At 73.1% G+C, this 23184-nt stretch carries 19 protein-coding genes; 10 read left to right on the forward strand and 9 right to left on the reverse strand.

What is annotated here, in order from left to right; all coding sequences use genetic code 11:
* Positions 1 to 18: 18 nt before the first annotated feature.
* Together IH25_RS0136370 and IH25_RS0136375 are read left to right on the forward strand one after the other, a co-directional pair.
* Positions 19 to 1233, forward strand: a complete 1215-nt coding sequence (locus IH25_RS0136370; RefSeq protein ID WP_030621114.1) for an acetyl-CoA C-acetyltransferase — start codon at positions 19 to 21, stop codon at positions 1231 to 1233.
* A gap of 41 nt (positions 1234 to 1274) precedes the next feature.
* Positions 1275 to 3452 (forward strand): 3-hydroxyacyl-CoA dehydrogenase NAD-binding domain-containing protein, encoded by a 2178-nt coding sequence (locus IH25_RS0136375; RefSeq protein ID WP_030621115.1) that lies wholly within the window; start codon positions 1275 to 1277, stop codon positions 3450 to 3452.
* A gap of 119 nt (positions 3453 to 3571) precedes the next feature.
* Here IH25_RS0136375 and IH25_RS0136380 read toward each other — a convergent pair whose 3' ends face one another.
* Positions 3572 to 4318, reverse strand: a complete 747-nt coding sequence (locus tag IH25_RS0136380; protein WP_051754381.1) for a MerR family transcriptional regulator — start codon at positions 4316 to 4318, stop codon at positions 3572 to 3574.
* Positions 4319 to 4538: 220 nt separating this feature from the next.
* On the opposite strand from IH25_RS0136380, the gene IH25_RS0136385 reads away from it, so the two are divergent.
* The 3 genes from IH25_RS0136385 to IH25_RS0136395 are packed head-to-tail and all read left to right on the forward strand — an operon-like array spanning position 4539 to position 7451.
* Entirely contained in the window at positions 4539 to 6005 is a 1467-nt protein-coding gene (locus tag IH25_RS0136385) for an amino acid permease (RefSeq protein WP_030621119.1), read from the forward strand.
* Positions 6006 to 6048: 43 nt separating this feature from the next.
* Positions 6049 to 6537, forward strand: coding sequence for a macro domain-containing protein (locus IH25_RS0136390; protein WP_030621120.1), 489 nt, complete (start codon positions 6049 to 6051; stop codon positions 6535 to 6537).
* Positions 6534 to 7451 (forward strand): PfkB family carbohydrate kinase, encoded by a 918-nt coding sequence (locus tag IH25_RS0136395; RefSeq protein WP_030621121.1) that lies wholly within the window; start codon positions 6534 to 6536, stop codon positions 7449 to 7451. The genes IH25_RS0136390 and IH25_RS0136395 overlap by 4 nt, the downstream gene beginning before the upstream one ends.
* A gap of 120 nt (positions 7452 to 7571) precedes the next feature.
* Here the strand turns inward: IH25_RS0136395 and IH25_RS0136400 are convergent, their stop codons facing one another.
* Positions 7572 to 9059, reverse strand: a complete 1488-nt coding sequence (locus IH25_RS0136400) for a M1 family metallopeptidase (RefSeq protein ID WP_030621122.1) — start codon at positions 9057 to 9059, stop codon at positions 7572 to 7574.
* Positions 9060 to 9238: 179 nt separating this feature from the next.
* Here IH25_RS0136400 and IH25_RS0136405 point away from each other — a divergent pair, with 179 nt between their 5' ends.
* Positions 9239 to 11185, forward strand: coding sequence for a Xaa-Pro dipeptidyl-peptidase (locus IH25_RS0136405; RefSeq protein WP_030621124.1), 1947 nt, complete (start codon positions 9239 to 9241; stop codon positions 11183 to 11185).
* Between the two features lie 181 nt (positions 11186 to 11366).
* On the opposite strand, the gene IH25_RS0136410 is transcribed toward IH25_RS0136405, so the two are convergent.
* Positions 11367 to 12284, reverse strand: a complete 918-nt coding sequence (locus IH25_RS0136410) for an FAD-dependent oxidoreductase (protein WP_030621127.1) — start codon at positions 12282 to 12284, stop codon at positions 11367 to 11369.
* Between the two features lie 151 nt (positions 12285 to 12435).
* Here IH25_RS0136410 and IH25_RS0136415 point away from each other — a divergent pair, with 151 nt between their 5' ends.
* Complete coding sequence (locus IH25_RS0136415; RefSeq protein WP_030621131.1) at positions 12436 to 14073, forward strand: ABC-F family ATP-binding cassette domain-containing protein; 1638 nt, start codon at positions 12436 to 12438, stop codon at positions 14071 to 14073.
* Here the strand turns inward: IH25_RS0136415 and IH25_RS0136420 are convergent.
* The 4 genes from IH25_RS0136420 to IH25_RS0136435 form a co-directional block, all read right to left on the reverse strand.
* Complete coding sequence (locus IH25_RS0136420; RefSeq protein WP_030621134.1) at positions 14070 to 14645, reverse strand: DinB family protein; 576 nt, start codon at positions 14643 to 14645, stop codon at positions 14070 to 14072. The two genes, IH25_RS0136415 and IH25_RS0136420, sit on opposite strands and share 4 nt — an antisense overlap.
* Positions 14646 to 14730: 85 nt before the next feature.
* Positions 14731 to 17166: a Tex family protein gene (locus tag IH25_RS0136425; RefSeq protein WP_030621137.1), complete on the reverse strand. Its 2436-nt coding sequence runs from the start codon at positions 17164 to 17166 to the stop codon at positions 14731 to 14733.
* A 104-nt stretch (positions 17167 to 17270) separates the two neighbouring features.
* Positions 17271 to 17402: an LPFR motif small protein gene (locus tag IH25_RS42920; protein WP_268696373.1), complete on the reverse strand. Its 132-nt coding sequence runs from the start codon at positions 17400 to 17402 to the stop codon at positions 17271 to 17273.
* A 182-nt stretch (positions 17403 to 17584) separates the two neighbouring features.
* Positions 17585 to 18340 carry an enoyl-CoA hydratase/isomerase family protein gene (locus IH25_RS0136435; protein ID WP_030621140.1) on the reverse strand — a complete coding sequence of 252 codons (756 nt, stop codon included), beginning with the start codon at positions 18338 to 18340 and terminating at the stop codon, positions 17585 to 17587.
* A 222-nt stretch (positions 18341 to 18562) separates the two neighbouring features.
* Between IH25_RS0136435 and IH25_RS0136440 the strand changes: the two genes are divergently transcribed.
* A complete protein-coding gene (locus IH25_RS0136440) occupies positions 18563 to 19093 on the forward strand; it encodes an ATP-binding protein (RefSeq protein WP_030621142.1) in 531 nt (176 codons plus the stop codon).
* Between the two features lie 9 nt (positions 19094 to 19102).
* Here the strand turns inward: IH25_RS0136440 and idi are convergent, their stop codons facing one another.
* Together idi and IH25_RS0136450 are read right to left on the reverse strand one after the other, a co-directional pair.
* Positions 19103 to 19696 carry an isopentenyl-diphosphate Delta-isomerase gene (gene idi / locus IH25_RS0136445; protein ID WP_030621147.1) on the reverse strand — a complete coding sequence of 198 codons (594 nt, stop codon included), beginning with the start codon at positions 19694 to 19696 and terminating at the stop codon, positions 19103 to 19105.
* A 195-nt stretch (positions 19697 to 19891) separates the two neighbouring features.
* On the reverse strand, positions 19892 to 20833 hold the full coding sequence (locus IH25_RS0136450) for a cation diffusion facilitator family transporter (RefSeq protein ID WP_030621150.1): 942 nt from the start codon (positions 20831 to 20833) through the stop codon (positions 19892 to 19894).
* A 432-nt stretch (positions 20834 to 21265) separates the two neighbouring features.
* Here IH25_RS0136450 and IH25_RS0136455 point away from each other — a divergent pair, with 432 nt between their 5' ends.
* Both IH25_RS0136455 and IH25_RS41020 read left to right on the forward strand, forming a co-directional pair.
* A complete protein-coding gene (locus IH25_RS0136455) occupies positions 21266 to 23083 on the forward strand; it encodes a DUF5941 domain-containing protein (RefSeq protein ID WP_030621154.1) in 1818 nt (605 codons plus the stop codon).
* The coding region (locus tag IH25_RS41020) for a sugar phosphate nucleotidyltransferase (RefSeq protein WP_245172789.1) at positions 23080 to 23184 on the forward strand (105 nt) is incomplete at its 3' end. The genes IH25_RS0136455 and IH25_RS41020, both read left to right, overlap by 4 nt.

The raw sequence follows: 23184 nt of genomic DNA on the forward strand, positions 1-23184 counted from the left end.
CTCCCGAAAGGCACCCCAGTGAGCACCGAAGCGTACGTGTACGACGCGATCCGCACCCCGCGCGGGCGCGGCAAGGCGAACGGCGCCCTGCACGGCACGAAGCCCATCGACCTGGTCGTCGGCCTCATCCACGAGATCCGCGACCGCTTCCCCGGCCTGGACCCGGCCGGGATCGACGACATCGTGCTCGGCGTCGTCAGCCCCGTCGGCGACCAGGGCTCCGACATCGCCCGGATCGCCGCCCTCGCCGCCGGGCTGCCGGACACCGTCGCGGGCGTCCAGGAGAACCGCTTCTGTGCCTCCGGCCTGGAGGCCGTCAACCTGGCCGCCGCCAAGATCCGGGCCGGCTGGGAGGATCTGGTCCTGGCCGGCGGCGTCGAGTCCATGTCCCGCGTCCCGATGGCCTCGGACGGCGGCGCCTGGTTCAACGACCCGATGACCAACCTGGCCGTCAACTTCGTCCCGCAGGGCATCAGCGCCGACCTGATCGCCACCATCGAGGGCTTCTCCCGGCGCGACGTGGACGAGTACGCGGCACTGTCCCAGGAGCGCGCCGCCACCGCCTGGAAGGAGAACCGCTTCGAGCGCTCCGTGGTCCCCGTCAAGGACCGCAACGGCCTGGTCGTCCTCGACCACGACGAGCACCCGCGCCCCGGCACCACCGCCGACTCCCTCGCGAAGCTCAAGCCGTCCTTCGCGGACATCGGCGACCTGGGCGGCTTCGACGCGGTCGCGCTCCAGCGGTACCACTGGGTGGAGAAGATCGACCACGTGCACCACGCGGGCAACTCCTCCGGCATCGTGGACGGCGCCGCGCTCGTCGCGATCGGCTCCCGGGAGGCCGGCGAACGCCACGGCCTCACCCCCCGCGCGCGGATCGTCTCCGCCGCCGTCTCCGGCTCCGAGCCGACCATCATGCTCACCGGCCCCGCCCCCGCCAGCCGCAAGGCCCTGGCCAAGGCCGGTCTCACCATCGACGACATCGACCTGGTCGAGATCAACGAGGCGTTCGCCGCGGTCGTCCTGCGCTACGCGAAGGACATGGGCCTGAGCCTGGACAAGATCAACGTCAACGGCGGCGCCATCGCCTTCGGCCACCCGCTCGGCGCCACCGGCGCGATGATCCTCGGCACCCTCGTCGACGAACTGGAGCGCCAGGACAAGCGCTACGGCCTCGCCACGCTGTGCGTCGGCGGCGGCATGGGCATCGCCACCATCATCGAGCGCATCTGAACTCCCCGCGGAACAAAGCGACTTCAACGGAGACGACTGTCATGACCGAGAGCACCACCATCCGCTGGGAGCAGGACGACACCGGTGTCGTCACCCTCGTCCTGGACGACCCGAACCAGTCCGCGAACACCATGAACCAGGCGTTCCGCGACTCCCTCGCCGTGATCACCGACCGGCTGGAGGCCGAGCGGGACTCCATCCGCGGCATCATCCTCACCTCGGCCAAGAAGACCTTCTTCGCCGGCGGCGACCTGCGCGACCTCATCCGGGTCACCCCCGGGACCGCGCAGGAGCTGTTCGACGGCGGCCTCGCCATCAAGCGCGACCTGCGCCGCATCGAGACCCTCGGCAAACCGGTCGTCGCGGCGATCAACGGCGCGGCCCTCGGCGGCGGCTTCGAACTGGCCCTCGCCTGCCACCACCGGATCGCCCTGGACACCCCCGGCACCCGGATCGGCTGCCCCGAGGTCACCCTCGGCCTGCTCCCCGGCGGCGGCGGAGTGGTGCGCACCGTACGCCTGCTGGGCATCGCGGACGCCCTGCTGAAGGTGCTCCTCCAGGGCACCCAGTACAACGCCCGGCGCGCCCGGGACAACGGCCTGGTCCACGACGTGGCCGAGTCCCCCGAGGAACTGATCGCCAAGGCCCGCGCGTTCATCGACGCCCACCCCGAGTCCCGGCAGCCCTGGGACACGCCCGGCTACAAGATCCCCGGCGGCACCCCGGCCCACCCCAAGTTCGCCGCCAACCTGCCCGCCTTCCCGGCCAACCTGCGCAAGCAGACGAACGGCGCCCCCTATCCGGCCCCGCGCAGCATCCTCGCCGCGGCCGTCGAGGGCTCCCAGGTCGACTTCGACACCGCCCAGGTCATCGAGGCCCGCTACTTCGTGGAACTGGCCGCCGGGCAGATCTCGAAGAACATGATCCAGGCGTTCTTCTTCGACCTCCAGGCGGTCAACTCCGGCGCCAACCGGCCCAAGGGCGTCGCGCCCCGCCAGGTGCGCAAGGTGGCCGTCCTCGGCGCCGGCATGATGGGCGCCGGCATCGCCTACGCGTGCGCCCGCGCCGGCATCGACGTCGTCCTCAAGGACGTCTCCCCCGAAGCCGCGGCCAAGGGCAAGGAGTACTCGGAGAAGCTGTGCGCCAAGGCCGTCGCCAAGGGCCGCACCAGCCAGGAGAAGGCCGACGCGCTGCTCGCCCGGATCACCCCCACGGCCCAGGCGGCCGACCTCGCGGGCTGTGACGCGGTCATCGAGGCCGTGTTCGAGGACACCGCCCTCAAGCACAAGGTCTTCCAGGAGATCGAGTCTCTCGTCGCCCCCGACGCGCTGCTGTGCTCCAACACCTCCACCCTGCCGATCACCACGCTCGCCGAGGGCGTCGAGCGCCAGGCCGACTTCATCGGGCTGCACTTCTTCTCCCCGGTCGACAAGATGCCGCTGGTGGAGATCATCAAGGGCGAGCGCACCGGCGAGGAGGCGCTCGCGCGCGCCTTCGACCTGGTCCGGCAGATCAACAAGACGCCGATCGTCGTCAACGACTCGCGCGGCTTCTTCACCTCACGGGTGATCGGCCACTTCATCAACGAGGGCGTCGCCATGGTCGGCGAGGGCGTCGAGCCCGCCTCCGTGGAACAGGCCGCCGCCCAGGCCGGCTACCCCGCCAAGGTGCTCTCCCTCATGGACGAGCTGACCCTCACCCTGCCCCGCAAGATCCGGGCCGAGACCAGGAGGGCCGTGGAGGAGGCCGGCGGCACCTGGACCGCGCACCCGGCCGAGACGGTCGTCGACCGCATGGTGGACGAGTTCGGCCGCACCGGCCGCAGCGGCGGCGCCGGCTTCTACGACTACACCGAGGACGGCAAGCGGGCCGGACTCTGGCCGGGGCTGCGCGAGCACTTCACCAAGCCCGGCCACGACATCCCGTTCCGGGACATGCAGGAACGCATGCTCTTCGCGGAGGCGCTCGACACCGTACGCCTGCTGGAGGAGGGCGTCCTGACCTCGGTCGCCGACGCCAACATCGGCTCCGTCCTCGGCATCGGCTTCCCCGGCTGGACCGGCGGTGTGCTCCAGTACATCAACGGCTACGAAGGGGGCCTGCCCGGGTTCGTGGCCCGCGCGCGCGAACTGGCCGAGCGCTACGGCGACCGGTTCACCCCGCCCGCGCTGCTCGTGGCGAAGGCGGAGAAGGGGGAGACCTTCACCGACGTCCGCTGAGCCGGCACGCCCGCTGAGCCGGTGCCCGCCGAGCCGGCACGCCCGGACGGCGCACCCCGGGACTTGCGCCCGGGGCCGCCGCGCCGTCCGCTGCGTCAGGGCCGTCCGGGGTACGCCGCTCATTCGGTACCGTCCGGGTCCACGTCTCGTCCGGGGCCGTCCGTTCCGTCCAGCCACTGGCGCAGCTCCTCCCGCAGCGACCGCTGGAAGGTGGTGAGGAGCGCCTGGACCACCAGGGGGTGCATATGGGCCGACAGGGACTTCACATCCCGCGTGTCGCGCTCGGCCACCGCCTCGCGCAGCAGGTCCGACAGCTCGTGCGCCGCCGCCCGCGCGTGGCCGGTCAGCACGGTCCGCGCGGCAAGGATCGTCTCCTGCGCCAGCGGGACGTCCAGCAGCTGTACGGCGAGCCGCAGCAGACCGCAGTCCACGCGGAACGACTCCCCGTCCCGCTCCCCGTCCGGTGTCACCACGTTCATCGCGGCCAGCCGGTCCAGATCCTCGCCGGTCAGCCGCCGCCCCGCCCGCCGCTCCAGCTCGGGGCGGGACACGGTCTCGACGGTGTCCGGAGCCCAGGAGGCGACCACCGCCCGGTGGATCGCCAGATCGTGCGGGCCGAGACCGGCCGGCAGCTGCCGCAGATGCCGCTCGATCGCGGCCAGGGTCATGCCCTGGTGCTGCATCTCCTCGATCAGCGCCAGCCGCGCCAGATGCTCACGGCCGTAATGCCCCACCCGGCGCGGACCGATCACCGGCGGCGGCAGCAGCCCCTTGGTGCCGTAGAAGCGGACCGTGCGGACCGTGACGCCCGCCCGCGCGGCCAGCTCGTCGATCGTCAGGGTGGGCTCCCCGGTGTCGGTCGTCATGTACAGCAGTATCGCTGTCTCACCAATGGTGTGAAACCCGCGGGGAGCCCGTGCGCGTGGTGTGAGAAGTACCGCTCTGTGACGTGGACCACCGCTTATCGGTCGTCGCGTCTGGGAAGCTGCTGCCTTGGTCTGTGCCGCGACAAAGGGTGGTGCGGGCCAAGACCTGCACGAACCCCGGGTCCACGAGGTCCGGGCGCACCAGGAAGTGAAACCACCCGTGAGCAAGGAAGCCGTGGAATCGGCACAGGCCACCCCCCACCCCCAGGTGGCCGCAGCGCCCGCGGACGCGGGCGACGCCGGATACAGCAAGGACCTCAAGGCCCGCCACGTCAACATGATCGCCATCGGCGGCGCCATCGGCACCGGCCTCTTCCTGGGCGCCGGCGGCCGCCTGCACAACGCCGGACCGGCGCTCGCCCTGGCCTACCTGGTCTGCGGTGTCTTCGCCTTCTTCGTCGTGCGGGCCCTGGGCGAGCTGGTCCTCTACCGCCCCTCCTCGGGGTCCTTCGTGTCCTACGCGCGCGAGTTCCTCGGCGAGAAGGGCGCCTATGTCGCCGGCTGGATGTACTTCCTGAACTGGTCGACCACCGGCATCGCGGACATCACCGCGATCGCGCTCTACACGCACTACTGGAGCATGTTCACCTCCATCCCCCAGTGGGTGCTGGCGCTGATCGCCCTCGCCGTCGTCCTCACCGTGAACCTGATCTCGGTGAAGATCTTCGGTGAGATGGAGTTCTGGTTCGCGATCATCAAGGTCGCCACCCTCGTGGGCTTCATGCTGATCGGCATCTTCCTGCTGGCCACCCAGCACGACGTCGGCGGCAGCAAGCCGGGCCTGAGCGTCATCACCGACCACGGCGGTGTCTTCCCGCACGGGCTGATGCCGGTCGTCCTGGTCATGCAGGGCGTGATCTTCGCCTACGCCGCGCTGGAGCTGGTCGGCGTGGCCGCCGGCGAGACCGCCGAGCCCGAGAAGGTCGTCCCGCGCGCGGTGAACTCGATCATGTGGCGCGTGGGCCTGTTCTACGTCGGCTCGGTCGTGCTGCTCGCCCTGCTGCTGCCCGGTTCGGTGTACACCGCCGACCAGAGCCCCTTCGTCACCGTGCTGTCCAAGATCGGCGTTCCGGCGGCCGGCGACGTGATGAACCTGGTCGTGCTGACCGCGGCCATGTCCTCGCTGAACTCCGGCCTGTACTCCACCGGCCGCATCCTGCGCTCGATGGCCATGGCCGGCTCGGCGCCGAAGTTCACCCGCGTGATGAGCCGCAGCCAGGTGCCCTACGGCGGCATCCTGCTGACCTGCGCGGTCTGTGTGCTCGGCGTCGGCCTGAACTACCTGGTGCCCAGCAAGGCCTTCGAGATCGTGCTGAACGTCGCCTCGCTCGGCATCATCAGCACCTGGGTGATCATCATGATCTGCCACGTGATCTTCGTCCGCCGCGCCCGCGCGGGCCAGGTCACCCGGCCGCACTTCCAGCTGAAGTTCAGCCCGGTCACCGAGATCGCCACCATCGTGTTCCTGCTGGTCTGCCTCGGCATGATGTGGAACGACGAGGAGGTCGGCCGCAAGACCCTGCTGCTGATCCCGGTGATCGCCGTGATGCTCGTCGCCGGCTGGTTCGGCATCCGCCGCCAGGTGGCCAAGGACGCCGCCAAGGCCTCGGCGGAGCTGCCGGAGTAACGGCTCGGCCGCCACTGTCAGTGGCAGCGCCTACGGTGGCGTCATGTCGGAGATCACGTATGTCCGGGGTGACGCCACCGTTCCGTCGGTCAAGGGTGTCAAGGTGATCGCCCATGTCTGCAACGACATCGGCGGCTGGGGAAAGGGCTTCGTCCTGGCGCTGTCGCGGCGCTGGCCGGAGCCGGAGGCCGCCTACCGCGCCTGGCACCGCGACCGCGCGCACAACGACTTCGGCCTGGGCGCGGTCCAGCTGGTCCGCGTCGAGCCCTCGGTGTGGGTGGCCAACATGGTCGGCCAGCGCGGGGTCAAGAGGGGCAGCAAGGGCGTCCCCGTCCGTTACGAGGCCATCGACACCGCCCTCACCCGCCTCGCCGACGAGGCGATCCGGCTCGGGGCGTCCGTGCACATGCCCCGGATAGGCTGCGGCCTGGCGGGCGGGAAGTGGTCCCGCGTGGAGCCCCTCGTCGCCGGCCGGCTGGCGGCGCGGGGGATCGCCGTGACGGTGTACGACCACGGGGAGGGCGGGGCATGACGGCGGCGGAACGCGCGCACGACGTGCTGGTGCTGGGCGGGGCCGGGGTGGACACCATCGTCCGGGTGCCCGAGCTGCCCCTGCCGTACGCCGACAGTTACATGATCGACTCGGGGATCCGCACCCGCGCCGGGCAGACCGGAGACTTCGTGGCCCTCGGGCTGGCCGCGCTGGGCCTGCGCACCCACCATGTCGACTTCCTCGGCGACGACCCCGAGGGCGACCTCGTCCGCGCCCTGCACTCCGAGCACGGGATCACCCTCACCGCGCTGCCACAGCCGGCCGGGACCAAGCGGGCGGTCAACCTCGTCGGCCCGGACGGCCGCCGCCTGTCGCTGTACGACACCACCCGCGCCCACCCCGGCGACCGCTTCCCCGAGGCCGCCCTGCGGGCGTCGGCCGCCGCGAGCCGGCATGTGCACGTGACCATCACCCAGCCCGGCGCCCACGCCCTGCCCGTGCTCCGGGAGACCGGCGTGCCGCTCTCCACGGACCTGCACGACTGGGACGGCGAGAACCCCTACCACGAGGCGTTCGCCCACGCGGCCGATGTCGTCTTCCTGTCGGCCGCCGCCCTCGCCGACCCCGAGCGGACCATGCGGCGCATCGCCGAGCGCGGCCGCGCCCAGGCCGTCGTCGCCACCGCCGGGGCCGAGGGCGCCCATCTGCTCGCCGACGGCGTGCTGACCCGGATACCACCGGAGCGGCCACCCGCGCCGGTGGTGGACTCCAACGGCGCGGGCGACGCCTTCGCCGCCGCGTTCCTCTACGGCCGGCTCGCCGGCGAGCCGCCCGAGCGCTGCGCCCGGTACGGCGCGATCGCGGGCGCCCACGCCTGCACCGTCCCGGCCGACCGCGCGGAGGCGATAGGCCGTGAGGAGCTGCTGCGGCGGGCGGCCGCACCGGGCCACTGAGGCACCCCGGCGCGGGCGCCGGAGCCTCTGGCCGGTGCGCCGGTGCGCCGGTGCGCCGGGCCGCAGGGGCTCGCAGTGGCTAGACGCGGCCCGGGCACCGGTGTCCCGGGCCCGGCCGGCTCAGTGCTCGTGCACCGAGTTCGTCGCCTCGATCTTCTTCCACGACTTCGGCTGCGCCACCGCCGTACCGGCCTTCACCAGGGCGCGGGCCGACGGCGCGGCCGGCTTCACCGGCTGGAACAGCCAGGTGTCGAACAGCGCGGCCAGCGGCTTGCCGGACACCCGCTCGGCGTACCGCTGGAAGTCGGCCACCGAGGCGTTGCCGTAGGCGTGCTCCTTCGGCCAGCCCTTCAGGATCGCGAAGAACGCGTCGTCGCCGATCTCGTTGCGCAGCGCCTGGATGGCGAGGGCGCCCCGGTCGTAGACGGCGCCGTCGAACTGGTTGTCCGGGCCGGGGTCGCCCGGCGCGATCGTCCAGAACGCGTCGTCGGCCGGGTGCGAGGCGTACACGTAGTCGGCCAGTTCCTGCGCGGTGCCCTCGCCCTCGTGCTCGGACCACAGCCACTGCGCGTAGCGGGCGAAGCCCTCGTTGACCCAGATGTCCTTCCAGCCCTTGACCGACACGTCGTCGCCGTACCACTGGTGGGCCAGCTCGTGCACGACCACGGAGGTGTTGGCGCCGTTGGCGAACTGCCGCGGGCTGTAGTAGACACGGGTCTGCGTCTCCAGCGCGTACCCGGTGGTGGTGTTCGGGACGTACCCGCCGGCCGAGGAGAACGGATACGGCCCGAAGTAGCCGCTCAGCCAGTCCACGATCTCCCCGGTGCGCTCCACGCTGGCCCGCGCGGCGCCCTCGTTGTCGCCGAGGTCCTTGCTGTAGGCGTTGATGACGGGCACCCCGCCGTCGGAGGTGCCGGTGGTGATGTCGAACCTGCCCAGCGCGAGCGTGGCCAGATAGGTCGCCTGCGGCTTGTTCTGCCGCCAGTTGTAGCGGGTCCAGCCCAGCTTCGAACCGGTCGACTGCAGCGTGCCGTTGGAGATGGCCTGGGTGCCGTCCGGGACGGACACCGACACGTCGTAGGTGGCCTTGTCGGTCGGGTGGTCGTTGCTCGGGAACCACCACCAGGCGGCCTCGGGCTCGTTGGCGGCCACTCCGCCGTCCGGGGTGCGGTGCCAGGAGGTGAAGCCGTAGGCGCTCTTGGCCGACGGCACCCCGCTGTAGCGGACCACGATCGTGACCGGGGTGCCCTTGGGCAGCGGGGTCTTCGGGGTGACGACCAGCTCGTGTTCACCGGAGGTGGTGAAGGCGGCCTTGGTGCCGTTGACCCGCACCTCGCTCACGTCCAGCAGGAAGTCCAGGTCGAAGCGGGACAGGTCCTGGGTGGTCTTCGCCAGGAGGGTCGCCGTGCCCTGCAACTCGTCCGTCTTCGGCTGATATTGCAGCCTCAGGTCGTAGTGGGAGACGTCGTAGCCGCCATTGCCGTAGTACGGGTAGTAGGGGTCGCCGATGCCCGAGGCGCCGGGGGTGTAGCTCGCGGCCGATGCCGGGATCGCCAGCAGGACGGAGGCCGCCGCCAATGCGCCCGGCGCGATGATTCTGCGGTGCACGTCAGCTCCAAGTCGTCGGGACCACGGGTCCGTTCGGAAAGGCTCTGTTCCGCAGCCTATTCATTCCCTGTGTCCCCTGACCTGTCCATGGCACCTGCTGTCACATGATCGCCATTCAGCCGTCATGTGGCCCGGAGAGTCCTCTTTTTCAGGGGAGTTGACCGGAGTACCGTCCGCGCATGCCGACACGCACGCGCTCCGCGATCCGCAGAACGCTCGTCATCGCCGCCGCCGTCACTCTGACGGCCCTCCTCCCCACCCCGGCCGGCGCCCGGTCCGCGCCCCGGGAGAGCACCCCCGTCTACTCCTACGCCCAGGCGATCCGCGAGTCCGTATGGGTCGACATCGGGCTCGACGAGGACGGCGACGGAAGCAACGACCGCGTCGCCGCCGACATCGTCCGGCCCGCCGAACCCGCCCGGCAGGGCCGCAAGGTGCCGGTCGTCATGGAGGCCAGCCCCTACTACTCGTGCTGCGGGCGCGGCAACGAGAGTCAGCGCAAGACGTACGACGCGCAGGGCCACCCCGTGCAGATGCCGCTGTTCTACGACAATTTCTTCGTACCGCGCGGCTACGCTTTCGTCGGCGTCGACCTCGCCGGCACCAACCGCTCCGACGGCTGCGTCGACACCGGCGGCCCCTCCGACATCCGGTCCGCGAAGGCCGTGATCGACTGGCTCAACGGCCGTGCCAGGGCCTACACCAGCCGCACCAGCGGCACTCTGGTGCGGGCCGGCTGGACGAACGGCCGCACCGGCATGATCGGCAAGAGCTGGGACGGCACCATCGCCAATGGTGTGGCCGCCACCGGCGTCAAGGGTCTGAAGACCATCGTCCCGATCAGCGCCATCTCCTCCTGGTACGACTACTACTTCGCCCAGGGCGCCCCCCTGTACGACGGCGGCCCCGACCGGCTCGCCGACCGCGTGGAGAGCGCCGGCGCGCGCGCCCACTGCGCGGCCGTACAGCGCAGGCTGGCCGAGGGCAGTCCGCGCAGCGGCGACCGGACCCCGCTGTGGGCCGAGCGGGACTACGTCAAGGACGCGGCCAAGGTCCGGGCCAGCGTCTTCGCGGTGCACGGCATGCAGGACCTCAACGTCCGCACCCAGCACCTCGGCCCGTGGTGGGACGCCCTCGCCCGGCACGGCGTCCGGCGCAAGATCTGGCTGTCCCAGACCGGGCACGTCGACCCGTTCGACTTCCGGCGCGGCGCCTGGGTGGACACCCTGCACCGCTGGTTCGACCACGAACTCCTCGGCTACGACAACGGCATCGACCGCGAGCCGATGGCCGACGTCGAGCGCCACCCCGACCAGTGGGTCACCACCCCCGTCTGGCCCCCGGCCGGCACCCGCGCCACCGTGCTGCACCCGGCCCCGGGCCGCCAGGCGGGCGTCGGCACGCTCGGACTCCGCCGGGCCCACGGCACCGCGGTCTTCACGGACGACCCGGGGTTGGGCGAGACCGACTGGGCCGCCCACGTCACGGCGGCCACGCCCGAGAAGGCGGGCTTCCTCACCGCGCCGCTCTCCCGTGCGCTCCGGCTGTCCGGTTCGGCCGAGGTGACGGTCACCGCCACCCCGACCACGTCCTCCGCCCATCTGTCCGCCGTCCTCGCCGACATCGGCCCGGACACCATCCGCGACTACGCCGACCCCGCCGAGGGCATCACCACCCTCGCCGAGCGCACCTGCTGGGGGGAGAGCACGGCCGGGGACAGCGCCTGCTACAAGGAGACCCGGGCCAGGACCACGGCCGTCGGCTACACCGTGGTCAGCCGGGGCTGGGCCGACCTTGGGCACCACGGCTCGGCGACGCAGGGCGTCCCGCTCACCCCGGGCCAGGCCTACACGATGACCCTCCGGCTGGGCGCCACCGACCACGTCGTTCCCGCCGGGCACCGGCTGGCGCTGATCATCGCGGGCACGGACCGGGACCTCCTGGAACCGCCGTCCACCCGGCCGGCCCTCACCGTGGACCTGTCCCGTACGACGGCGAAGGTGCCGCTGGTGGGCGGGGCGGGAGCGTTCGCCCGGGCCACGTCCGGCGGGACGACGGCTCCCGCACCGACGGTACTGAAGGGCGTGCGGGCACCGCGCCCCGACCGCCCCATGCCGACCGGCTGACGGCTCCGGGGCCCGGAGGGGGGCCGGGGTGGCTGGTCGTGGTGTGCGGCTGCGGATGGTTGTGGGGTGGGGGCGGCTGGTCGTCGTGTTCGGCCGCGGTTGTCGTGGGCCGGGCGGCAGTTCCCCGCGCCCCTGGGGAGCTGCCGCCCGGCTCGGCCGGAACGCCGGGCGCCGCTTCTGCTCAGCCGTACGCCGGGGACGCCAGCCGCGCCGCCTCCCGGGCGCAGCCCCACGCCACCGTGACGCCGGCGCCGCCGTGGCCGTAGTTGTGGACCAGGACGCGCCCGTCCGGCAGGAGCTGCCGTTCCAGGCGTACCGCCGACCGGGCCGGGCGCAGGCCCACCCGGTGGGCGAGGATCCGGGCGCCGGCGACTTCCGGCCGGACCGACGCGCAGCGGGCGACGATCGACGTGGCGGCCCGGGGGTCCGGCTCCAGGTTCCAGTCGTCCTCCTCGGCCGTGCCGCCCAGCAGGAGCCGGTCCGGCTGCGGGATGACATACGTGGACGCGGCCGAGGAGTCGTCGACGGCGGTGAACCACTCCGTGACGCCCGGGTTCTCCACCACGACCAGCTGCCCGCGCACCGGACGCACCGAAGGGTCCGGCACCAGCGAACGCGCCCCGAGTCCCGCGCAGTTGACCACCACGGCGGCGGGCACGGCCGCCAGGTCGGCCACCTCACGCAGTTCCACCGTGCCCGCCGCCCGCTCCAGCCGCCGCCGCAGCCACGCCAGGTGCACCGGCATGTCGGCCACCGGCAGCCGCGCCGCCAGCCCCCCGGACACCGCCCGCAGCCCCGCCACCCGGCCCGCCCAGGCGCCCAGCTCCGCGAGGTGCGCCCCGTGGTGGACGCCGTCGACCAGGCGCACCCCGGTCTCCCGCGGCCGTGCCGCCAGCTCCTGGTACACCCGGAGGGACTCCAGGGCCCACGCCCCGACCAGCGGCTCGGGTTCGATGCGGTACGGCCACCACAGGCCGCCGGCGACCGCCGAGGTGGTCCGCTCGGCCGGCTCCCGCGCCCACACCCGTACCCGTCGTCCCGACTCGGCCAGCAGCACGGCCGTCGTCAGCCCGGCGACCCCGCCTCCGACCACGATCACTTCGTCACTCGGCTCGATGTCCACGCCAGGACGATAGGCCCCGCACGGCCCGCCCCGGCAGACCGGGGGAGGAGGGGCCCCGGGCCCCGGTGACCGGCGTGAACGCGGCCGGGGCGGGCGCGGGGCGACAGGGCCTAGGATCGGCGTCCTGATGACTGCCACCCTCGTTGCCAAGCACCTCGCCGCCGGACACGGCGACCGGCCCCTGTTCTCCGGGCTCGACCTGGTCGTCGCGCCCGGCGACGTGATCGGGCTGGTCGGCGCCAACGGCGCGGGCAAGTCCACCCTGCTGCGGATGCTCGCCGGACTCACCCCGCCCGAGCAGGGCGAACTCAGGCTGTCCCCGCCGGCCGCGACCGTCGGCCATCTGCCGCAGGAGCCGGAGCGCCGGCCCGGCGAGACCGTCCGGGAGTTCCTGGCCCGCCGCACCGGTGTCGCCGCCGCCCAGCGGGCCATGGACGAGACCACCCAGGCGCTGGTCGACGGCGCGCCCGGCGCCGACGACGCCTACGCCACCGCCTTGGAGCGCTGGCTCGGCCTCGGCGGCGCGGACCTGGACGAACGCGCGGAGGAGGTCGCCGGCTCGCTCGGCCTGGCGGTGGACCTGGACCAGCCGATGACCGCCCTGTCCGGCGGCCAGGCGGCCCGCGCCGGCCTCGCCTCCCTGCTGCTGTCCCGCTACGACGTCTTCCTTCTGGACGAGCCCACCAACGACCTCGACCTGGACGGCCTGGAGCGCCTGGAACGGTTCGTCACCGGACTGCGCGCGGGCACGGTCGTCGTCAGCCACGACCGCGAGTTCCTCACCCGCACGGTCACCAAGGTCCTCGAACTCGACCTCGCCCAGCGGCAGATCAACCTCTACGGCGGCGGCTACGCGGCCTACCTGGAGGAGCGCGAGGTGGCCCGCCGGCACGCCCGTGACGAGTACGAGGAGTACGCCGACAAGAAGACCGCCCTCCAGGAACGCGCCCTGACGCAGCGGGCCTGGATGGACAAGGGCGTGAAGAACGCGCGCCGCAAGGCGGGCGACAACGACAAGATCGGCCGCAAGTTCCGCAGCGAGGCCAGCGAGAAGCAGGCCGCCAAGGCCCGGCAGACCCAGCGCATGATCGAGCGCCTGGAGGTGGTCGAGGAGCCCCGCAAGGAGTGGGAGCTGCACATGGAGATCGCCTCCGCCCCGCGGTCGGGCGCGGTCGTGGCGACCCTGCGGGACGCCGAGGTGCGGCGCGCCGGCTTCACCCTGGGGCCGGTGTCGCTCCAGGTCGACTGGGCCGACCGGATCGCGGTGACGGGCGCCAACGGCGCCGGCAAGTCCACCCTGCTCGGCGCCCTGCTGGGGCGGATCCCGCTCGACTCGGGGCACGCCGCCCTCGGCTCCGGGGTGCTGGTCGGCGAGGTCGACCAGGCCCGGCGGCTGTTCCACGGCCCCGAGACCCTGCTGGACGCCTTCCGCGCCGCCGTACCCGACACCGAGCCCGTGGAGGTCCGCACCCTGCTGGCGAAGTTCGGCCTGAAGTCCGACCACGTCCTGCGGCCCGCCGAGACCCTCTCCCCGGGCGAACGCACCCGCGCCGCCCTCGCCCTGCTCCAGGGCCGGGGGGTGAACCTGCTGGTCCTGGACGAGCCGACGAACCATCTGGACCTGCCCGCCATCGAGCAGCTGGAGTCGGCCCTCGACGCCTACGAGGGCACTCTGCTGCTGGTCACCCACGACCGGCGCATGCTGGACGCGGTCCGGGTGACCCGGCGCCTGGAGGTGGCGGACGGCAAGGTGACGGAGCGTTAACCCACGCCCGAGGCGGCCTCCTTCGCCGCCCGTTCGACCCGGCCGTGGTGGTCCGGGTCGTGGGGCGCGACGTTGAGGCCGTCCGGCCGCTGGCCCACGGCACCGTCGATCAGCTCGCGCACGATGTCCGCGTGCCCGGCGTGCCGCTGGGTCTCGGCGACCATGTGGGTCAGCGTCCGGTGCAGCGTGAGCTCCCCGGCCCCGCCCGGCAGCCGGCCGACCGCGTCCAGGGGGAGCGCCGCGATGGTCTCGTCCGCGTGCGCGCAGGCCCGCCGGTACCGGTCGGTGATCTCCTCGCGGGTCTCGTCGGCCCGCGCCCACAGGTCCGAGTCCGGCTCGGCGTCCCCCGTCACCCACAGGGGCGTACCGGCGAAGGGCCGGCCGAAGGCCGCGCCGAAGTACAGGGCCTCGGCACCCGCCAGATGCTTGACCAGGCCCAGCAGATTGGTGCCGGTGGGCGTCAGCGGGCGCCGGATGTCGTACTCCGCGAGGCCGTCGAGCTTCCAGAGCAGCACGTCGCGCGCGTCCTGGAGATACACCTGGAGATCGGCTTTGGGGTCTGATCCTGTCATGGGACGAGTCTGACGATCAGGTGATCTTTGTCCACGGGATATCCGGGGACGGACGGAAGCGCCGCCCGGCCCCGGACCCGTCGCGTCAGCGCTTCTTCTGGTCCAGCAGCCCCGCACGGCGCAGGGCGTCCGCCATCGCGCTGTTGGCGGGCGCCGGGGCCTGCCGCCCACCGCGGTCGCCACCGCCCCGGCCCTGCCGCTGCCCCTGGCCACCGCCCTGGCCCTGGCGCTGTTCCTGGCCGCCGCCCTGCCGCCGGCCGCCGCCCTGCCGCTGCTGGGGCGGGCGGGCACCGCCGCGCTGCGGCCGGCCGCCGCCCTGCCCCTGCGGGGCCGCCTCGTCGTCCAGCCGCAGGGTCAGCGCGATCCGCTTGCGCGGGATGTCCACGTCCAGGACCTTCACCTTGACGATGTCACCGGGCTTGGCGACATCGCGCGGGTCCTTCACGAACGACTTGGACATCGCCGACACATGCACCAGGCCGTCCTGGTGGACACCGATGTCCACGAACGCGCCGAACGCCGCCACGTTCGTCACCACGCCCTCCAGGACCATTCCGGCGGACAGGTCGGAGATCTTCTCCACGCCCTCCTTGAAGGTGGCCGTCCTGAAGGCGGGACGCGGGTCGCGGCCCGGCTTCTCCAGCTCCCTGAGGATGTCGGTGACGGTCGGCAGACCGAAGGTGTCGTCCACGAAGTCGGCCGGCCTGAGCGAACGCAGCACCCCCGTGTTGCCGATGAGGGACGCCACCTCCTGGCCCGTGGTCTTCACCATGCGGCGCACCACCGGGTAGGCCTCCGGGTGCACGCTGGAGGCGTCCAGCGGGTCCTTGCCGTCCCGGATGCGCAGGAAGCCCGCGCACTGCTCGTACGCCTTGGGGCCGAGCCGCGCCACCTTCTTCAGCTCCGCGCGGGAGGTGAAGGGACCGTTGGCGTCCCGGTGCGCCACGATGTTCTCGGCCAGCCCGGCGGAGATGCCCGACACGCGCGACAGCAGCGGCACGGACGCGGTGTTGACGTCCACGCCGACGCCGTTCACACAGTCCTCGACGACCGCGTCCAGCGAGCGGGACAGCTTCACCTCGGACAGGTCGTGCTGGTACTGGCCGACACCGATGGACTTCGGGTCGATCTTCACCAGCTCGGCCAGCGGGTCCTGCAGCCGCCGCGCGATGGACACCGCGCCCCGCAGCGACACGTCCATGTCCGGCAGCTCCCGCGAGGCGTACTGCGACGCCGAGTACACCGACGCGCCCGCCTCGGACACCATCACCTTGGTGAGGTTCAGCTCCGGGTGTTTCGCGATGAGTTCACCGGCGAGCTTGTCGGTCTCGCGGGAGGCCGTGCCGTTGCCGATCGCGATCAGCTCGACCGCGTGCTCCTTCGCCAGCCGGGCCAGCGTGGCGATCGCCTGGTCCCACTTGTTGGCCGGAACGTGCGGGTGGATCACGTCCGTGGCGACGACCTTGCCGGTGGCGTCGACCACGGCGACCTTCACCCCCGTACGGAAACCGGGGTCGAGGCCGAGCGTGGCGCGGGTGCCGGCCGGGGCGGCCAGCAGCAGGTCCCGCAGGTTCGCCGCGAACACGTTCACCGCCTCGTCCTCGGCGGCCGTGCGCAGCCTCAGGCGCAGATCGATGCCCAGGTGGACCAGGACACGGGTGCGCCAGGCCCAGCGGACCGTGTCCGTCAGCCACTTGTCGGCCGGCCGGCCCCGGTCGGCGATCCCGAACCGCGAGGCGATGATGCCCTCGTACGACGACGGGCCCTCGGTGGGCTCCTCCGGCTCCAGGACGAGGTCCAGGACCTCCTCCTTCTCCCCGCGCAGCATCGCCAGGATCCGGTGCGAGGGCAGCTCGGTGAACGGCTCGGCGAAGTCGAAGTAGTCGGCGAACTTGGCGCCCGCCTCCTCCTTGCCCTCGCGCACCTTCGCGGCGAGCCGCCCGCGCACCCACATGCGCTCGCGCAACTCGCCGATCAGGTCGGCGTCCTCGGCGAACCGCTCGGTCAGGATCGCCCGGGCACCCTCCAGCGCGGCCTGCGGATCGGCCACGCCCTTGCCGGCGTCCACGAACGCGGCGGCCGCGGCCTGCGGTTCCACCGTCGGGTCGGCCAGCAGCCCGTCCGCGAGCGGCTCCAGGCCCGCCTCGCGCGCGATCTGCGCCTTGGTGCGCCGCTTGGGCTTGTACGGCAGGTAGACGTCCTCCAGCCGCGCCTTGGTCTCGGCGCCGCGGATCCGCGCCTCCAGCTCCTCGGTGAGCTTGCCCTGCTCCCGCACCGACTCCAGGATCGCCGTCCGCCGGTCCTCCAGCTCCCGCAGATAGCGCAGCCGCTCCTCGATCGTGCGCAGCTGCGCGTCGTCGAGCATCTCGGTCGCTTCCTTGCGGTAGCGCGCGATGAAGGGCACCGTCGAGCCGCTGTCCAGCAGCTCCACCGCGGCCTTGACCTGCCGCTCCCGTACGCCGAGTTCCTCGGCGATCCTGCCTTCGATGGACCCTGCTCCGAGGGACCCGGGTGTGGTCACGTCCCGTACCGCCTTCTCCACTGGGGTTGCGCGGCAATTGTGGCAGGTGACGCGGGCGAGCGGGGATCAGGGCGGCGCCCGGCGGGGCGCCGGGCCCGGGGAGGTCAGGCCCGGCTGCCGCGCGCGGTGGACGAGGCTCCGCCGAACAGCCGGGCGAGCGCCCGGAACGGCAGCGTGACCACCGTCGCGATGGCTCCGCCGATCTGCCGCAGTACGTCTGCGAGGGCACGGAACACGGCACACTCTCCTCTCGTCGGGGAACTGTCGCGCACCGGGTACCGCATGACGGTCCGGGAAACCACCGGACGGCGAACCACGGCCCGGGAACGCCGTCGGCAGCGTCACCGGCCGGCCGCCGTACGGCCCGATCGACGCACCGCCCGGCCGCCGCACCGCCCGGCCGCTCGCGGACCGCGCCTCAGCCCGTCGTGGACGTCGTCCAGGTGAAGCGCGGCTGCCGGCGCTCCAGGAACGCGGCGACCCCCTCCGCGGTCTCGCCGCTCTCGCGCGCCCGCGCCGCCCAGTGGGCGTCCCGGTCGGTGCGGCCGGCCGCGAACTCCTTGGCTGCGGCCTGGGTGAGCTGCGAGCGGGACACCAGGACCCCGGTCAGCTCCGCGATCCGCTTCTCCAGCTCTCCCTCGGGCAGCACCTCGTCCACCAGACCGGTGCGCAGCGCCCGGCCGGCGTCGATCAACTCGGCCGTGAACAGCAGGTACTTGGCGGTGGCCGGGCCCACCAGGGACACCAGCCGGCGGGTGGCGGAGGCCGGGTAGACGATGCCGAGCCGCGCCGGCGTCACCCCGAACAGCGCCCCTTCCTCCGCCAGCCGCAGATCGCAGGCCGCCGCCAGCTGCGCCCCGCCGCCCACACAGTGCCCGCGCACCGCGGCGACGGTCGGCTTGGGGAACGCGGCCAGGGCCTCCTCGGCCGCCACGGCGAGACCCTGGGCCTCCTCCGGCGAGCCCTGGAGCGTGCTGATGTCGGCGCCCGCGCAGAAGGTGCCGCCCTCGCCGGTCAGCACCAGCGCCCGGACGTCCGGATCGGCCGCCAGGGTGTCCAGCAGCGGGGGCAGGGCCCGCCACATCGCCGCCGTCATGGCGTTGCGCTTGGCGGGATGACGGATCACCACGGTGGCGACGGAGCCGGCGAGGTGATGGGACAGCTGGGGGTCCATGCGGCGGATCGTAGCGGAGGCGCCGCGGGGCGCCGCCGGGGGAGCGGGCGGCCTGGCCGGGCAAACCCGTACAACCCGACTAGTTCGCGAACCGGCGCCCGGAGAACAGGAACAGTCGCCGTCGGCGTCGAGGTCAGGCGCGGTCGGTCAGAAAACGTTCGATACCCGCCGACTTGTGTTCAGGTGTCCGGGCGGCAGCGCATCGTTACCAACACTCGACGTGTGGTGACAATCGAGCGCGAGGACGGCGACCGGACGAGGGACGACCACGGGCGCGGGGACGGCCCGTGCCCGGCGGGGGACGGCGAACGGCCGCCGGACCCCCTGCCGTACGAGGGTGTCTGGCGGTTCACCGCGGCCGCGGTGGACGCCTCGGTGCCGCAGGCCCGGCACGCGGTACGGGACCTGCTGGTGCGCCAGGGCGTGCCGGCCTCCGACGACCTGGTGCACGGACTGCTGCTGATCGTCACCGAGCTGGTCACCAACGCGGTGCGGCACGCGGCGCTGCTGTCGCCGGTGCTCGCCGTGGAGGTGGCCGTGGGAGCCGAATGGGTGCGGGTGTCGGTGGAGGACAACCACCCCTACCGCCCCACCGCCCTGGAGGCCGACCACGGCCGGACCGGCGGCCGGGGACTGCTCCTGGTCCGCGAGGTGGCCCGGGAGGCGGGCGGGGTGGTCGACGTGGAGCACACCGCGAGCGGCGGCAAGGTGATCTGGGCCGCCCTGCCGCTCAAGCCCCCGGCGCTGCCGTAGCGGGCGGGATCACCAGCCGGCGGTCGGGCCCGTCAGCTCCCTGATCGCCGGCCGGGCCGCGTCCAGCACGGTCATGAACCAGGCCGAGAACGGATCCCGGGCGTGCCGCTCGGCCAGCTCGTCCGCGGTCACGAAGTCGGTCCCGGCGACCTCCTCCGGATCCGGCGCGGGCGCCGCCTGCACCAGGCCGACGAACAGGTGGTTGTACTCCTGCTCCACCAGGCCCGAGGCGGGGTCCGGGTGGTTGTAGCGGACCGTGCCGGCCGCCGCGAGCAGCGACGGCGACACGCCGAGCTCCTCGTGGGTGCGCCGGGCCGCGGCCGTGAACGGCGCCTCGCCCGGGTACGGGTGACCACAGCAGGTGTTGGACCACACACCGGGGGAGTGGTACTTGCCGAGCGCGCGCTGCTGGAGCAGCAGCCGCCCCCGCTCGTCGAAGAGGAACACCGAGAACGCCCGGTGCAGCCGTCCCGGCGGCTGATGGGCGGCGAGCTTCTCCTCGGTGCCGATCGTCACACCGTTCTCGTCGACCAGTTCCAGCAAGATCGCCTCTGCGGTGTCCTCCGACGAGCCGTGCGGCGCGGTGGCGGGTGTGATCGGCATACGCATCCTTCGCTTCGGTCCCAGCTTCCTCAGTCTGCCGTACGGATCCGGCACCCCCGGCACGCCCCGCGGCTCCGCGCGGCGCGGCACCGGGCGCCGGACCCGGTAGCCCATCGTGCCCGGCCTCCGCCCCCGGAAACCGGCCGGGGCACGCCGGGCGGCGAGGTGCGGCCAGACCGCGCGGCGCCCGCGCCGTCAGTGGCAGAGCCGCGCCTCGTGCTCGGCGTGCCCGCCCGGCTCCAGCTGGAACGTGCAGTGCTCCACGTCGAAGTGGTCGCCGAGGCAGCCCTGGAGTTCGTGCAGCATCTTCTCGTTCCCGATGGCGTTCAGCACCTCGGAGCTGACCACCACGTGCGCCGACAGCACCGGCATGCCCGAGGTGATGGTCCAGGCGTGCAGGTCGTGCACGTCCTCCACGCCGTCCAGCGCCAGGATGTGCGCCCGCACCTCGGCCATGTCGACGCCCTTGGGGGCCGCCTCCAGCAGCACGTCCAGCGTCTCGCGCAGTAGCTTCAGCGTGCGCGGCACGATCATCAGCCCGATGAGCAGGGAGGCGACCGGGTCCGCCGGCTGCCATCCGGTGGCGAGGATCACCGCCGCCGACACCAGCACCGCCACCGAGCCCAGCGCGTCCGCGGCCACCTCCAGGAAGGCGCCGCGCACGTTCAGGCTCTCCTTCTGCCCGCGCATCAGCAGCATCAGCGAGACGGAGTTCGCCACCAGGCCCACCAGACCGAACACGATCACCATCCCGCCCCGGGTCGGCGCGGGCTCGACGAACCGCTGCACCGCCTCGTACAGGACGTATCCGCCGACCCCGAGCAGCAGCAGACAGTTGGCCAGGGCCGCGAGGATCTCGGCGCGCGCGTAGCCGAACGTGCGGTTGGCGCTCGGCGGGCGGTTCGCGAAGTGGATCGCGAGCAGCGCCATGCCGAGGCCGACCGCGTCGGTCGCCATGTGCGCCGCGTCCGCGATCAGCGCGAGCGAGTCCGCGACCAGGCCGCCGACGATCTCCACCACCATGATCATGAGCGTGATGCCCAGCGCGACGCGCAGCCGGCCGCGGTAGGCGGCCGTGGCCGTACCCGGGGCCGGCGCGTGGGAGTGCGCGTGCCCGTGGTCGTGCCCTGCCCCCATGACTACCGCCTTCCGTTCGCCTGCCCGGAGGGCCAGTGAACTACGGGCAGGGGGTATTGGCAACGCGGCACTGAACACCGTTGTCATGTGCCTTGACCTGCGGAAACGTTCCGCAGCTCAACGCGGTCGGCCCGCCCGCCGCAGCGCGTCCCGGGCCCGTTGCGCTCCCTCCGGCCGCCCGGTGCCCCGCAGGCCCGGTGTCCCGGTTGCCCGGGTCTGCTCCACGGGTTTGTGGGCGGGGCCCCGGATCCCTGATGATGATCGCGGCAAAGGCCGGGTCAGCCCCGGTGGACCGGGCCGTGAACGGCCGGTGAACGCGGGCTCCGGCCCATCCGATAGCCTCTGCCGACATGCCGCCCGGTGCCGCAGGCCGGGGCGCCCCACCATGCAGCAGACCGGCGCCGCGCGCCGGCACCCAGGGAGTGAGTTCGGTTGTCGACCGCCATCGTCACCGGTCAGCCGGTCCCCGGATCGTCACTGGAGAACGATCTGCGGTCCCTCGGCTTCGACGTGCGCGTGGCCGCCGACGCCGCCGAGACCGAGAGCCTGCTCGCCGCCGTGCCGGCCGACCGGCGCGTCGCCCTGGTCGACGCCCGCTTCACGGGCCACCCGCACGCCCTGCGTCTCGGCCTGACCGACCCGCGCTTCCCGCTCGCCGCCGTACCCGGCGCCGTCACCGCCCAGCCCGCCGCCCGGCAGGCCCTCACCCGGGCCGTGGCCCGCGCGGCCTCCGCGCCCGCCCGCTCCCCCGAGGGCGGCGCCCCCGCGCTCGCCGTGGACAGCCTCGCCGACCGCGTCGCCGGTGCCCTGGACGACGACGGAGGCGCCGTGCACCGGCCCGAGCTGGGCAGCCTGGTCGCCACCGTGCCCGCCGACCCGCGGGCACGGGACGAGGCCCGGCGGGCCGTCGCCGCCGTCGACGAGGAGGCCGTCCGCCTGAGGTCGGCCGTGAAGTCCCGCGACGGCTTCTTCACCACGTTCTTCATCAGCCCGTACTCGCGCTACATCGCCCGCTGGTGCGCCCGCCGCGGCCTGACCCCGAACCAGGTCACCACGGCCTCGCTGATCACCGCGCTGATCGCGGCGGGCTGCGCGGCGACCGGCACCCGCGGCGGCTTCGTCGCGGCCGGCGTCCTGCTCATCGCGTCCTTCGTACTGGACTGCACCGACGGCCAGCTCGCCCGCTACGCGCTGAAGTACTCCACCCTCGGCGCCTGGCTCGACGCCACCTTCGACCGGGCCAAGGAGTACGCCTACTACGCGGGCCTCGCCCTCGGCGCGGCCCGCGGCGGCGACGACGTCTGGGCGCTCGCCCTCGGCGCGATGGTCCTGCAGACCTGCCGGCACGTGGTCGACTTCTCCTTCAACGAGGCCAACCACGACGCCACCGCCAACACCAGCCCCACCGCCGCCCTCTCCGACAAGCTCGACAGCGTCGGCTGGACGGTCTGGGTGCGCCGCATGATCGTGCTGCCGATCGGCGAGCGCTGGGCGATGATCGCGGTCCTCACCGCGGCCACCACCCCGCGCATCACCTTCTACGCCCTGCTCGTCGGCTGCGCCCTGGCCGCGGCGTACACCACGGCCGGCCGGGTGCTGCGCTCGGTGACCCGCCGGGCCCGGCGCACCGACCGGGCCGCGCGGGCGCTCGCCGACCTCGCCGACTCCGGGCCGCTCGCGAACGCGGTCCGCCGGGTGTTCCGGCGCGGCCTGCCCGGTTTCGCCGTGCCCGCCGTCGCCCTGCTCGGCGGCGCCGCGGTCGTGGCCTGCTCCGCCCTCACCGACTTCGGCGGCGCCCTCCCGGTGGCCGGGGCCCTGGTCTACGTCCTCACCTCGGCCCTCGCCGTGGCCCGCCCGCTCAAGGGCGCCCTGGACTGGCTGGTCCCCCCGGTGTTCCGGGCCGCCGAGTACGGCACGGTCCTCGCCCTCGCCGGCAAAGCGGGGGTGAACGGAGCCCTTCCCGCCGCTTTCGGGCTGGTGGCGGCCGTCGCCTACCATCACTACGACACGGTGTACCGCATCCGCGGCAACGCCGGAGCGCCCCCGGCCTGGCTGGTGCGCGCCATCGGTGGGCAGGAGGGGCGGACGCTGCTCCTCACCGTCCTGGCCGCCGTGCTCACCGCCACGCAGTTCAAGGCCGCGCTCACGGTTCTCGCCGTGGCCATCGCCCTGGTGGTGCTCGTAGAGAGCGTCCGCTTCTGGGTGTCCGCCGGGGCGCCCGCCGTACACGACGAAGGAGAAACCGCATGATCGGCCTTGTGCTGGCGGCCGGCGCCGGACGGCGTCTGCGCCCCTACACCGACACGCTGCCCAAGGCGCTGGTGCCGGTGGGGCCCGAGGGTGTGGAGGGC

It is taken from the genome of Streptomyces achromogenes subsp. achromogenes (assembly GCF_000720835.1).
GTDB classification, from domain to species: domain Bacteria; phylum Actinomycetota; class Actinomycetes; order Streptomycetales; family Streptomycetaceae; genus Streptomyces; species Streptomyces achromogenes.

Bases quoted from the DNA above. Each gene is read 5' to 3' on its own strand.
- IH25_RS0136380 (WP_051754381.1), bottom strand. From the start codon at position 4,318: ATGACGACCGACACCGGGGAGCCCACCCTGACGATCGACGAGCTGGCC.
- IH25_RS0136390 (WP_030621120.1), top strand. From the start codon at position 6,049: ATGTCGGAGATCACGTATGTCCGGGGTGACGCCACCGTTCCGTCGGTC.
- IH25_RS0136435 (WP_030621140.1), bottom strand. From the start codon at position 18,340: ATGGACCCCCAGCTGTCCCATCACCTCGCCGGCTCCGTCGCCACCGTG.
- IH25_RS0136450 (WP_030621150.1), bottom strand. From the start codon at position 20,833: ATGGGGGCAGGGCACGACCACGGGCACGCGCACTCCCACGCGCCGGCC.
- IH25_RS0136375 (WP_030621115.1), top strand. From the start codon at position 1,275: ATGACCGAGAGCACCACCATCCGCTGGGAGCAGGACGACACCGGTGTC.
- IH25_RS0136420 (WP_030621134.1), bottom strand. From the start codon at position 14,645: ATGACAGGATCAGACCCCAAAGCCGATCTCCAGGTGTATCTCCAGGAC.
- IH25_RS0136395 (WP_030621121.1), top strand. From the start codon at position 6,534: ATGACGGCGGCGGAACGCGCGCACGACGTGCTGGTGCTGGGCGGGGCC.
- IH25_RS0136415 (WP_030621131.1), top strand. From the start codon at position 12,436: ATGACTGCCACCCTCGTTGCCAAGCACCTCGCCGCCGGACACGGCGAC.
- IH25_RS0136405 (WP_030621124.1), top strand. From the start codon at position 9,239: ATGCCGACACGCACGCGCTCCGCGATCCGCAGAACGCTCGTCATCGCC.
- idi (WP_030621147.1), bottom strand. From the start codon at position 19,696: ATGCCGATCACACCCGCCACCGCGCCGCACGGCTCGTCGGAGGACACC.